Origin of the sequence: Fluviicola sp. (genome assembly GCF_039596395.1) — a bacterium.
Lineage (GTDB): Bacteria > Bacteroidota > Bacteroidia > Flavobacteriales_D > Crocinitomicaceae > Fluviicola.
In genome coordinates, this window is record NZ_JBCNJT010000002.1 from 518558 (window position 1) to 531344 (window position 12787).

The window sequence follows — 12787 nt, forward strand, 5'->3', positions numbered from 1 at the left end:
ATTAAATAAATGCCTGTGAAAACGTTTTTTTAGTTAGCGTTTTGCTCGATGTACGAAACTGCGTCACCAACTGTTTGAATGTTTTCAGCCTGATCATCCGGAATAGCGATATTGAATTCTTTTTCGAATTCCATGATCAATTCTACTGTGTCTAGTGAATCTGCACCTAGATCATTTGTGAAGCTCGCTTCGTTTGTTACTTCGCTTTCTTCAACTCCTAACTTATCTACGATAATAGATATTACTCTTGATTTGATATCAGACATCTCAATTCTTTTATAAGGTTTTTCAGCTTGCAAAGAAAATAGGAAATGCGATAAAAACAAAATATAAAGTGACTTAATTACATTTTAAGTCTTCCGGGAAATCTTGTTTTTAGCTTGAAATCCGCTTGTGCCGTGTCATTTGGATTGTGTAACTTTGTCCCATGAATAAGAAATCAATAGCGCTATTCGCATCGGGTAATGGCTCAAATGCGGTGAATTTGATTCAATTTTTTCAGAATCATCCGCAAATCGAGGTGAAAACACTCATTTGTAATAGGGCCGATGCACCTGTTGTGGAAAAGGCAAAAGCTTTAGGTGTTGAAGTGCTCGTTTTCAACAATGAAGAGTTTGAGAGCGGACTGACTGTTTTACAGGAACTGGATTACCGCGCTATTGACTGGATCATTTTGGCCGGATTTTTACGCAAAATTCCTGTCAATATTATTCATGGATACCAAAACCGTATCATTAACATCCATCCTTCCCTGCTTCCGAAATACGGAGGAAAGGGCATGTACGGGAAATTTGTGCACGAAGCGGTTATCGGGGCGAAGGAATTGAAAAGCGGGATTTCCATTCACCTGGTAAACGAGGAATTCGACCAGGGCGAAATACTGGCACAATTCGAAACAGATCTGACTTCCGACGACACACTGGAATCGCTCGCGGAAAAAATACAGCAACTCGAACACGAACATTTTCCTATCATTGTAGAACAAACTGTTTTAAATAAGTGAAAATTGATCCGTACAAAATTGAAAAGTAATTTCAGTCGAGTTGTTTTATTTTCACTTAATATATCTCTAAATCATAAAAGATATGATGAAGTATTTTTTGGCTTTCAATTGGGGCGAACTTTTCAAGGCTTCCATGGTATTGTTCGCGGTGATCGATATTATCGGGTCGGTTCCTTTAATTATTAAGATCAAAGAGCAAAGCGGTGATATTCATCCTGCCAGAACGAGTTTCGTTTCGTTGGGAATTATGATCGGGTTTTTGATCCTGGGAGAATCCATCCTGAAATTATTCGGAGTGGATGTGGGATCGTTTGCCGTAGCCGGTTCACTCATTCTGTTTGCCATGAGCCTGGAAATGATCCTGGGCGTTCGCCTGTTCCGTGATTCTGTGTCGGGAAAAACGGCGAGTGTTGTTCCGCTGGCTTTCCCGATTATCGCAGGTGCAGGAACGATGACAACGCTTGTTTCCCTGAGAGCTGAGTTCCAGAATATCAATATTTTACTGGCCATCTTATTGAATGTTCTCTTAGTATATATTGTACTTCGCCTGACCAAAAAGATCGAACATTTACTTGGTCCGGGAGGAATTGCCATTATGAAAAAGGTCTTCGGGATTATTTTGCTGGCAATCGCCGTGAAGCTGTTTACAACCAATATTGCGAAGATTATTCTGAATGTTGAAGCAGAAAAAGACGTTCAGAAGATAGAGCATCCGCGCTAGTCATTTGAGTTATTGATTTTCAATCCTAAAACGTAATTGATATCCCCAATCGCGTTCTCCGGAATATTCATGCAATGTTGTTAACTTAAATCCAAAATAATGGTTTTGATCCGTTTAACTGGCTCTGTTATTCAAAGGGTTATTCCTGTTTCTTAAAGCGCAGAAAATGGTAGAAGAAAGAAATTCTTAAGTACATGGAAACCGGTGAATCAGTTATGTTGCTCACCACCCAACCGTTTTCAGTTCGCACAGTTTCCCGGTAACTTCCTATTCGTTTAAAGACATTCAGGCTCACATCCAATCCGGAACTTCCCCCGTTGAAATACCATTTACCACCCAATCCTGCTCCGAAATCGGTAAATGTTCCGGAATTGGTTGTCAACAAAGCATTCGGATCCGGCGGTTCCGGGGCCTCTTCTTCAGTAGATTTCTCCAGCCAGTATCGGCGTTTTCCCAGAAACCTGGAGTAAACCAGTCCATACAAACTGAAAAACTCATTGAAAGGCAGCAGGTACTTGTAATCCGCAACAATTCCTGTTCTTTTGGTCACTTCCATTGCTACCAGGTTATCATATTCACCCGCCTCCCATCTTCTGTGTGTTTCGAAACCGTCACTCTCCAAACCGATTGCGTGATGCTTACCCAGAAAAATCTCCCCGCCATAACTGTAGTATCTCCAGGAAACGTTTTCCCAGCCCGGAAGGTAGAACCATTTCCCTCGTATTGCAAACGAGACTTTGGAGGATTCCTGCGCCATAGATTCGCGCGGAATTAAAAAGAGGAAAGCAAGTAATACTGATTTGATTAAGTGATTCATGCCGGCAATATAGCAAAAAACCCCGACGATAAATGCCGGGGTTTCTTTATAATTGGTTTGATTAATCCTTGATCAGGAACTGGAAACGATCCAGGTTCTTCAATGCGATACTGGTTCCGCGGGCTACTGCTCTTAGCGGATCTTCAGCAATGTGAACCGGTAGTTTTGTCTTCTCGTTGATACGACGGTCCAAACCGCGCAACATCGAACCTCCACCCGCAAGATAAATACCTGTTTTGTAGATATCTGCAGAAAGTTCCGGTGGAGTTTGCTCCAAAGCACTCAAAATCGCTTCTTCAATTTTCGAAATCGTCTTATCCAATGCGTGTGCAACTTCCGAATAAGTAATGATGATTTCCTTCGGAATACCTGTCATCAAGTCACGGCCACGAACAGCGAAATCTGCAGGCGGGTTTTCCAATTCCGGCAACGCTGCTCCTACTTCAATCTTGATCTGCTCTGCTGTACGCTCACCAACCAGGATGTTGTGCTGACGACGCATGTACTCTTCGATGTCGGAAGTGAAATCATCTCCCGCAATACGGATAGACTTGTCACAAACGATTCCTCCCAATGCAATGACTGCAATTTCAGAAGTACCACCACCGATATCAATGATCATATTCCCCATCGGCTCTTCTACATCGATACCGATACCGATTGCAGCAGCCATAGGCTCATGGATCAGATACACTTCTTTCGCTCCGGCATGTTCGGCAGAGTCACGTACTGCACGTTTCTCTACTTCCGTAATCCCTGAAGGAATACAGATCACCATACGCAAAGTCGGATTGAACATCTTTCTTCCCGGATTGATCATTTTGATGAATCCGCGAATCATTTGCTCAGCACTTTGGAAGTCTGCGATTACACCATCTTTCAATGGTCTGACCGTTTCAATTAATTTGTGAGTTTTTCCGTGCATTTGCTGTGCCTTCTTACCGATGGCAACAACTTTACCCGTTTGAATATCTTTAGCTACAATTGAAGGTTCGTCAACCACCACTTTATCATTCATGATAATCAGTGTGTTTGCAGTACCTAAGTCAATAGCAATTTCTTGTGTCAGAAAATTAAACAATCCCATCTAGCGCGCTCCTTTTTGCGTTTTTGCTCCCTTTATTCGTAAATTCCGGGAAATGGTTACAAAATTAGATTAAATAATCGAGATATTCTTAAAGTATATATAGAAATACACGTAGGGGCGAAAAATTTTTCGCCCCTACGTGTATTCTGATGTAAATTGCTATTAATTAATCCGTTTTTCGGTAGATCCGTCATCATAAACGTAAATCACCACTCCTTTTTCGGATTCCGATACTTCCTGCCCGAAAAGGTTCACCACTTTCACCAGTTTCTCGGATTTCATCCGGTTGTCAATGGCAATAATATCCGGATAGGAACGGGTTTGTCCATTAAAATCCACTTGCTTGATGCGGTAATAATTGATCGCATTGCGCGCATATGTGTAATGGTTCATCGAATAATACAGTTTGGACTGGCTTTCTCCTGCGCCGTCAATGATGTCCAGTTTGTTCCAGGAAGTACTTTCAGCCGGAGTTGTTGTCCATTCCACCTGGAAATAATCATTGTTCAATTCTGTTTCCGTAGACCAATTCAATACGTTTGTATTGGAAAAGTACGATCCTGAAAAACTACTCATTTCTACCGGCAAAACCACAGGAACACATCCGATAACAGCAGTTGTAAGGTTTGTTCCCCAACTGAAGTCAAAGGTATAACCTACTCCGGAGTTACTATAGTTATCAATCAATAGGATGTAAACCTGACTTGAATTGACATTCAGCGCATTGACCCATCGGTCTCCGCCACTGCCTTCGCTGTTATCCGATTCACCCACGCGCATCCCGGTTTGTCCGCTTCCTTGTGCAAACGAACAGCGTACCGGTCCGCTAATTGGAGGACAGTTTGCCGCGGCATTCGAAGAGGTAAAAGGGCCCCAAAGTGCAAAGTCGTAATCGGAGTTCGCACTCGGGTTGATCCGGAAAGATAAAGACCCTCCCGTCAGGACATTGATGTAGTACCAGGACGATTGGTGCTCGTTTCCGAGACATCCGCTGTTTGCATTTGTTAGTTCCTGCGTTCCGAAACCGGAGTTGTTTCCGGAAAGCGATGAATTCGTGCAAAGCTGCTGAGCAGTTCCGCAATCCGTTCCTCCGGCTTTTTCAATAGCGGAGGCCGGTCCTCTTGATTTAACGATACTTCCGGCAGGAACTCCGGCAATCCGGCAGATGGAATCCACGTAATGCACCGAATAATTGGTGGGAGCACTAAACTCAATAAAGTTCTCTTCGCAGGAACGGGAATAAGTATCGGGAATGTGTTTTTCGATACTTGTTAAGTACGATTTGTTGTCGGCTTGGTTGGAATTTGAAGTAATCCGGTATTGAAACTGGGCAAAAAATGAATGTGTAATAAAGGTTAGCGCAATCGCTAAAATTGTTCTCATCGCAAAAATTAATATAAGTTGTATTCTGAAAAAACGCACAAAAGTACTGTTTGGATTTCCTAACCCAGTCTTTTTTTTCCTGAAAGAAGCATTCTGTACGTTTCAATGAGTAAACCGGACCTTTCAATTAGAGTTTGAAAACTCCTGAAACCGGCCTGTATCAAGGTTTAACAAAGAATTGTTGATCTGTATTTATTGCCTTTACATTCCGGAAACAAAAAAAGGAGCCCTCACGAGCTCCCTTCCGTTATTCTTGTACTACTAATTAATGCTTAAAATGTCTGTTTCCGGTAAACACCATCGCAACCCCATTTGCATTGCAGTAATCGATCGACAATTCATCTTTGATAGATCCTCCCGGCTGAACTACTGCGGTAATTCCTGCCAGATGTGCAATTTCCACACAATCCGGGAACGGGAAAAATGCATCTGATGCCATCACCGATCCTTTCAGGTCAAAACCAAATGATCTTGCTTTCTCAATAGCGTGACGCAATGCATCCACACGGGAAGTTTGCCCCGTTCCGCTTGCAAGCAACTGGCCGTTTTTAGCCAACACAATTGTATTAGATTTCGTATGTTTCACCAATTTATTTGCGAAGATCAAATCTTCTACTTCCTGTGCAGTAGGAACGGTATTTGTTTTCGCTTCAAAGTTTGCAGCTGTTTCCGAAAGCATATCCTTATCCTGCTCTAACACGCCGTTCAATAGCGTTCGGAACTGACGTTTCGGAAGCTCTACTTTTTTCTGAACCAATAAAATGCGGTTCTTTTTGCTTTTCAATACTTCTTCGGCATCTGCGTCAAAGCCAGGAGCAATAACTACTTCACAAAACAGGTCATTCACCAGGTTTGCAGTTGCCAAATCGATGTTACGGTTAGCAATCAAAATCCCTCCGAATGCGGAGGTAGGATCACCCGCAAGTGCATCGGCATAAGCCTGCGCCAATGTTGGACGTGTTGCCAAACCACAGGCGTTGTTGTGCTTCAAAATAGCGAATGTCGGATCGTTGTTCTCAAATTCAGCCATTAGCTGAACTGCAGCGTCTACATCCAACAAGTTATTGTAGGAAAGTTCTTTTCCGTGCAATTGGTCGAACATTGCCGAAAAATCACCGTGGAACCATCCTTTTTGATGCGGGTTCTCCCCGTAGCGCAAGGATTGGCTTTCCAGGATGCTTTGCTTGAACACCGGCGTTTCTTCTCCTTCATTGAAGTAGTTGAAGATATGCGTATCGTAATGGGAAGAAACCATGAACGCCTTTTTAGCAAAATGCTTTCTTTGTTCCAAAGTAGATGCCGCTCCCTGCTCATTTAAAATGGAAAGGAATTCCGCATATTGGTTCACCGAAGGAATGATCACCACATCGTTGTAATTCTTTGCAGCTGCACGAATCAATGAAATTCCACCGATATCGATTTTTTCAATGATCGATTGATGGTCTGCACCGGATGCAACGGTTTCTTCAAACGGATATAAATCCACGATTACCAGGTCAATAACAGGAATGTTGAATTGCTTTGCTTGGTCCAAATCAGCCTGCAGGTTTCTTCTGTGTAAAATTCCACCGAAGATTGCCGGGTGCAATGTTTTCACACGACCACCAAAAATTTCAGGATAGGAAGTCATGGATTCAACCGGGATAACCGGAATTCCCAATCCTTCGATAAACATTTGAGTTCCACCCGTAGAATAGATGCTCACGTTATCTTCATGCAATTTACGCACAATAGGCTCTAAACCATCCTTGTAATAAACTGAAATTAACGCTCCTGTAATTTTTTTCGTGTTTTCCATATTTCAACTTTGTTCCTGCTCCGCCAAGGCGTGCTGATTCGAGGGCGCAAAAGTACCGATTTTAAATGGAAAAACGTTGTAGTTTGTTGAGAATTAATTGTCAACAACTCTACAGAATGATTCCGGAATTAATAACACTAGGGCAGATGAATCGCGTCGCTAGATACTTATCCCCACACATATCCTGTTTTGACAGAAAGCCAAGTGTCATTCCCACAAATACGCAAATGAAAAGCTCGCCTACCGGTCGAGCCAGATAAACTAACCAATCTATTTTCCCTCAGAATAATTTGACCGTTTAAGAGAATGAGGGCGACTGGTAAGCGCCCTTTAAAAATTTGTGCATTTGCGGTAAAAAAATTGGATGCTATTACAACATCTAAGAGCGATTAATTTCCCTTATACTTGTCCTAACAGGGAAGCATTCGGAAAATCGATTTATTATCTGAATCCTCTTCTGCGTGTTTTAAAGATCGCGTTATTCAAATTCGTATAACTGATCGAAAACTCCAAACTTCCGCCTTTGTAGCCATATCTCAGTGCCGACAACGTCAAGTCATAGGAAACACCGAAATGAAACCCTCTCCAGTCAACCTGCATGGTCGGTGAAATAGCATCTCTTAAACGCGTGTAAACTCCCAATCCCAGAAATGCATCCTGGTTCAACCCGGTGATTTTACCTCCGTCCTGGAAACGTCTTCTCAGGATCAATCCGAGGATCGATTCATAATGTCCGCCCTGAACGAATTGTGCAAACTGCGCATCAAAAGCCATTTTTGTTCCCGGAATATCCATCGAATACTTTATCATCCCGACGTATTTCCGGGCAAGCTGTTCGGAAGAACCGGTTCGAAAACGCATAGCCGGCGCATTCAAATGGTATCCGGCAAAACCAGCCTGGAATTTGATGTCGTTGTTGCGTGCAAAAGAACTTTGACCACCATCGAACTGGTAGAAAAGTCCTGCAGAAGCATCCAGGTAAATGAAGGAACTTAAGCTTCCGGTTTCACCGCTTACAATAGTCGGATCATAGTTATCCGTTCCGTTCCATTGTGAATCGTAGATCAACCGCGACATATTTCCTGACCGGTTCCCTACTCCTCCCTGAATTCCAAGTGAAAGCTGGCTTCCGTTGCCTACAGGAAGAATCCCTGAAACGGCTACCGATCCGGTTTGTAATCCGTATCCGGAACTTCCGGCAATATCATTATAGAACTGCACACCGACACCCAAATGGGCCTTTGGTTTACGGTCGCTCTTGAAAAAGTTGGCGTCCGCTGCCAGACCTGTAGTCATATAGGTAGTACCTCCTCCCAGCCACTGATTTCTATGTTGGATCGCAATCCGTTCCCAGCCATCATACACTCCGACTGCTCCGGGATTGAGCAAATTCGGAGACTGAAGGATCTGAGTTACATGGAAATCCTGGGCACTTGCTGACCATGCAGCCAAACAGGCAAGTGCCGTTAAAATCCTTCTTCTCATGATTATCTTGTTACAGTAATATTACCTGTGTATCGTTCTTTTCTTCCATCGGAGAAGGTAACGTCCGCCTGGTAAGCATATACACCTGTATTGACTTTCACACCGTTGAAAATTCCATCCCATTTAAATGCAGGGTCAGAGCTCATCACCATGCGGTTACCCCAACGATCGTAAACGTACCAGGTAAATGATGCAACGTCTCTTCCGATTCGCGGAGCCAGGTAATCGTTCAAACCGTCTCCATTCGGAGAGAATGCAGTAGGCATGTGGAATCCGTTGAAACAGCCTTCCCCAACAGGATTCGGGTCACAGCCATCCAATGGATCTGTACCGTTCGCAATTTCATCACCGTCATTGATTCCGTCACCATCTGTATCCGGATTGTTCGGATCTGTTCCGTACTGAGCTTCGGAACCATCCAGGATTCCGTCACCATCCGTATCGATATTACACTGTGGTGTAGCATTTGGCGGATCACATGGATCTAACGGGTTCGTTCCGTTTGTTACCTCATCTCCATCGTTGATTCCGTCTCCATCCGAATCCGGGTTCGTAGGGTTTGTTCCGGCAGTTCCTTCCTGGGAATTTGTCAATCCATCTCCATCCTGGTCACAAGGGCCTGCATTCGGATTTGGAATACATGGATCGGTATTTCCCGGATCTGTTTCATCCGGAACACCATCATTATCTGCGTCTGTGCTGCTTGATTCCAATGCGTCGATAATTCCGTCACCGTCCGTATCTGTAGGGTTTGCGGGGTCTGAACCGATCTCAATACAATCGTTCTCGCCATCACCGTCAGTATCCGGGTTATTCGGATCTGTTCCTGCAGCAATTTCATCCACATTGGTACAACCGTCTCCGTCCAGATCCGGATTATCAGCAATAAACACCGCCGTAATTGTCACCGGGTTTACAATATCCATCGAGTTGGTATCCTGAGTAATTGCTGCCGTTAATGAATTGGCCGTATATTCCCAGTGATCAAATACATAACCGGTGAGCGGCCTTGCAATCAGGTTGGTCTGAATTCCACCGAAATAGTTCACATTCCATGGATAAGTCGGTGCCCAAACAGAGTTCACCTTCACTTCTCCGGAACTAGCCGGGCTAACTGTTACCACCACCGCGTTCGGTCCTGTAACCTGGTAACAATCTGTCATTCCCTGGTTCAATGCAGTACATCTTAAATTGATGAAGTCTTTCAAAGCCTGCACGTTTGCCTGCCAGCCTGCAACTGTTCCTCCCCATTTTGTACATTGCCCCGGCATTTCAGGAGCAATCTGGTTGATCATACTGTCTAACAGGTTGATCATATAAGTACAGGAGAAATGCGTGTTCACCAGGTCAATGTAACGGGAAATGTAGTATTGTTCCACCACCGGGTTTTCATCGATCAGTTTCTCCAGAATATCCGTGTGTCCCTGGTTCCCCGGGTTCGGCAGGTTTTCCACGTTACATGGATCAGCATTCGCCGTCGGATCGGGGATTCCTGTATAATTGATGTAATGTCCGAATGTAGCGTCCATGTCCCAAAGGGTGTAACGCCATTTTTTCTTATCTCCGGCAGGGTCCATTCCACGCCACCACGCCGTGTTCCAGTTTAACCAGTCTTGTGTAACTACATAAGAGTTCAAAACGAAGTAATCTACCAATGATTCCCAGTTCAGCAAACTGTCTACATAATTGAAGTTGGCCTGAACTCCCATGTTATTACTGTTGATGTACGTTCTCAGGGAATTCCATGCCGGAATGGCATTCGGCGCACCGTATTCTTCCCAGGTAGAACCCCAGGTTTTCAAGTACTGCAAGTTAAATTTATCCTGGTCCGCGTAATACTTGGTAAAATCTCCATCGTCTACTTTTTCACGCAATTCATAAACTCCCCAATACTGTCCATTAACGTAAACTATACACGGTCTCCAGGTACGTTCGTCCAGTTTCAGATGTGCATTTTGGGAAAGCTGGGCAACAAACGCATCCCGGATGTGAGCGCCACCGGTTTCAAACGAATAATTATCATTGGCTGCTGCTTTTAAGATCAATCGCTGGAAATGATCTCTGGATTTATTTGGGAAGATCTGGTGATCAATTTCGTGATCGTAACCGAACTGGTCTTTCATGATGAAGTCAAATCCACGCTGGTCATAAGCCCAGGAGTCATTTCCATGTTTGTTGAATTCACCTTCTCCCTTGTCAACGAAAGATTTATCGGCTTCCCAGACTTCGAAGAATCCTTGCGGGCTGATGCTTCCGTTTCCGTTCAATAAGGTCGCCACGGAATTACTTCCGGCACCGGCTACAGAAACTACCGGTATGGTATGGTTTACATTGATGAAATAAGTTCCCGACATGGTGAAACTCGGTTCATTCGATGAAAATGCTTTTGCTCTTAAAACTTTGGTAGAGGTAATAGAAACCGGTCCGGAATAAAGTGTGGATGCGGTTGTAGGAACAGATCCGTCTGTGGTATAACGAATAGTTGCTGTTGCATCCGAACAAGTGATGGTTACGTTTTGCGTAGAGGTATAAAATCCTGGTGCTACGCTGAAAACAGGAGTTGGTGTATAAAAGTTAACTCCACCCGTATTTGCTGCTCCCGGAGTTGGTGTTAAAAACAACTTCCAGTTAGCGGCTCCGTTTGTCTGACGACCGATCGAATGGTTTTGTTTGGTCATTTGGGTAATCTCGACGAAATCAACTGTCACGTTAGCCGGACTGGTAAGGATAAACCACTCGTTACTGGTTTGTGCCAGGTTAAAATTCGGGTGGTACTGAGTTCCCGAAACCAGGTTGCGGCCACTGCAAAAAACCATTTTATACCCACCGGCAGCAATCGAGCCGGAAGGAATTTGCCATTTTTGCGGATTTCCGTCATTATCAGACAAATAATAGCCGGTCAGATCGACCGCAGAGGAACCTGCATTATACAATTCAACCCAATCTTCATACTCACCGAAAGCATCCGTTGGACCACTTATATTGGAACATGAATATTCATTGATATATACTTGAGAATATGACGTAGTAGTCAGCAAAACAAGCAACAGGAAACAAGCCTTTTTAAAGAGAGGTAGCAATTTCATGTGTAGTTTTCATTTAAAGAGTGTATAATTTTACGAATCTTTTCTGTGATAATCCAAACATTAGACGTAATATTTCACGAAAAGTGGCGGGGAAGTTCATTTTTATTTTGTAATTCCTTATTACAGAGGCCGGATTTGATTAAAATTCTCTTAATATTGTGACTCTATAAAACCAGACTAATGAAAAAACTAATTTTTGGAATTGCCCTTCTCTCCGCAGTTTCAGCGTGTAAAAAAGTAGAAGGTGACGGCGGCAGGGCATCTATCTCGGGAAATGTTGTCGTGAATGAAAAATTACGTATCAATGGCGTAGTTACTGATACTGTGACTTATAACGGTGCAACGGAAGATTTATACATTATCTACGGTGACGGCGATGCGATGTATGATGATAAGATCGAGGTTTCTTACGACGGAACGTTCAAATTTGAATTCCTGCAACCCGGAACCTACACCATTTTCGGATACAGCAAAATTTTCCATCCGGGAAATAACATTCCCAATAATGACGATGATTACAACACGCTTGAAGTAGTAAGCAAAACGGTGACCATCGGCAAAAAGGAAAATGCGGATATCGGTACGATTACGCTAACCAAAAACTAAATGAGGTCCTTTATTATTGCTGCTCTTTTTCTGGCGCCCTGCTTTTTGGCCTGGAATCAAAGCACGAGAGGACAATATTGGTTCAGTGCGGGCGTAAAGCGTGATCTCAAGCACAACCTGGAGGCCAATCTGAATACCAACCTCCGTTTGAATAATTACGGACAATTGGCTACTTTGTACCAGGAAGCAAGTTTAAAGTATTCCAAATTCAGCTGGTTCAGGCCTTCCATCGAATACCGTCTTGTGACAAACTACGATGAGCGCAGAAATTATGAGAACAGTCACCGGTTGAATTTCAATGCGGATTTCCGCCACAAGGTACAGCAGATCAAATTCGGTGCCCGCTTGCGCTACCAAATGTATATCGGAGGATACGCAACGACGGGCGGGGATCTGGATCCCTCTTTCCGTGTGAAACCGCATGTGGAATGGGCTAAACCGAAATCCAAGATTACTCCGGAAGTTTCTGTCGAGTTTTTCTACAATCCGAATAACGGGCCTTTTGGCCATACCTGGAACCGGGTGCGTTACGGCGCAACTTTAAATTTCGATTTGCCGGGTGCCAATGAAATCGGCCTGACATATTATTACGGACAGAAATTCAACGCCAAGAACAATTACAACGAGCACATTCTTTCTTTGGAATATACGTATGAATGGAAAAAAGCCAAAAAGAAGAAAAAGAAAGACGATGACGAATTGGAGGAAGATATTGAGTATCCTAAATAGTTCAACAGTTTAAAGGGTTCAAAAAGTTCAAAGGAAATTCCATGAGAAAACAATTTGAACATTTGAACTCTT

At 43.5% G+C, this 12787-nt stretch carries 11 protein-coding genes; 4 read left to right on the forward strand and 7 right to left on the reverse strand.

The window, feature by feature from the left end:
• Positions 1 to 29: 29 nt before the first annotated feature.
• Positions 30 to 266 carry an acyl carrier protein gene (locus tag ABDW02_RS11315; protein ID WP_013686655.1) on the reverse strand — a complete coding sequence of 79 codons (237 nt, stop codon included), beginning with the start codon at positions 264 to 266 and terminating at the stop codon, positions 30 to 32.
• 161 nt (positions 267 to 427) lie between these two features.
• Here ABDW02_RS11315 and ABDW02_RS11320 point away from each other — a divergent pair, with 161 nt between their 5' ends.
• Positions 428 to 1003, forward strand: a complete 576-nt coding sequence (locus ABDW02_RS11320; RefSeq protein ID WP_343634668.1) for a phosphoribosylglycinamide formyltransferase — start codon at positions 428 to 430, stop codon at positions 1001 to 1003.
• Between the two features lie 82 nt (positions 1004 to 1085).
• A complete protein-coding gene (locus tag ABDW02_RS11325; protein ID WP_343634669.1) occupies positions 1086 to 1724 on the forward strand; it encodes a MarC family protein in 639 nt (212 codons plus the stop codon).
• Between the two features lie 139 nt (positions 1725 to 1863).
• Here ABDW02_RS11325 and ABDW02_RS11330 read toward each other — a convergent pair whose 3' ends face one another.
• The 6 genes from ABDW02_RS11330 to ABDW02_RS11355 all read right to left on the reverse strand — a co-directional run bounded on the left by ABDW02_RS11330 (position 1864) and on the right by ABDW02_RS11355 (position 11380).
• The gene (locus tag ABDW02_RS11330; RefSeq protein WP_343634670.1) at positions 1864 to 2541 is read right to left on the reverse strand and encodes a hypothetical protein; all 678 of its coding nucleotides are present in this window, start codon (positions 2539 to 2541) and stop codon (positions 1864 to 1866) included.
• 61 nt (positions 2542 to 2602) lie between these two features.
• Positions 2603 to 3628 (reverse strand): rod shape-determining protein, encoded by a 1026-nt coding sequence (locus ABDW02_RS11335; RefSeq protein WP_144332395.1) that lies wholly within the window; start codon positions 3626 to 3628, stop codon positions 2603 to 2605.
• Between the two features lie 162 nt (positions 3629 to 3790).
• Complete coding sequence (locus ABDW02_RS11340) at positions 3791 to 5011, reverse strand: hypothetical protein (protein ID WP_343634671.1); 1221 nt, start codon at positions 5009 to 5011, stop codon at positions 3791 to 3793.
• 265 nt (positions 5012 to 5276) lie between these two features.
• Entirely contained in the window at positions 5277 to 6809 is a 1533-nt protein-coding gene (gene purH / locus ABDW02_RS11345; RefSeq protein WP_343634672.1) for a bifunctional phosphoribosylaminoimidazolecarboxamide formyltransferase/IMP cyclohydrolase, read from the reverse strand.
• 441 nt (positions 6810 to 7250) lie between these two features.
• Complete coding sequence (locus ABDW02_RS11350) at positions 7251 to 8294, reverse strand: PorP/SprF family type IX secretion system membrane protein (RefSeq protein WP_343634673.1); 1044 nt, start codon at positions 8292 to 8294, stop codon at positions 7251 to 7253.
• Between the two features lie 2 nt (positions 8295 to 8296).
• Positions 8297 to 11380 carry a CotH kinase family protein gene (locus tag ABDW02_RS11355; protein ID WP_343634674.1) on the reverse strand — a complete coding sequence of 1028 codons (3084 nt, stop codon included), beginning with the start codon at positions 11378 to 11380 and terminating at the stop codon, positions 8297 to 8299.
• 180 nt (positions 11381 to 11560) lie between these two features.
• Here ABDW02_RS11355 and ABDW02_RS11360 point away from each other — a divergent pair, with 180 nt between their 5' ends.
• Complete coding sequence (locus tag ABDW02_RS11360) at positions 11561 to 11986, forward strand: hypothetical protein (RefSeq protein ID WP_343634675.1); 426 nt, start codon at positions 11561 to 11563, stop codon at positions 11984 to 11986.
• Positions 11987 to 12715: a DUF2490 domain-containing protein gene (locus ABDW02_RS11365; RefSeq protein ID WP_343634676.1), complete on the forward strand. Its 729-nt coding sequence runs from the start codon at positions 11987 to 11989 to the stop codon at positions 12713 to 12715. It abuts the gene before it with no gap.
• Positions 12716 to 12787: the final 72 nt, after the last annotated feature.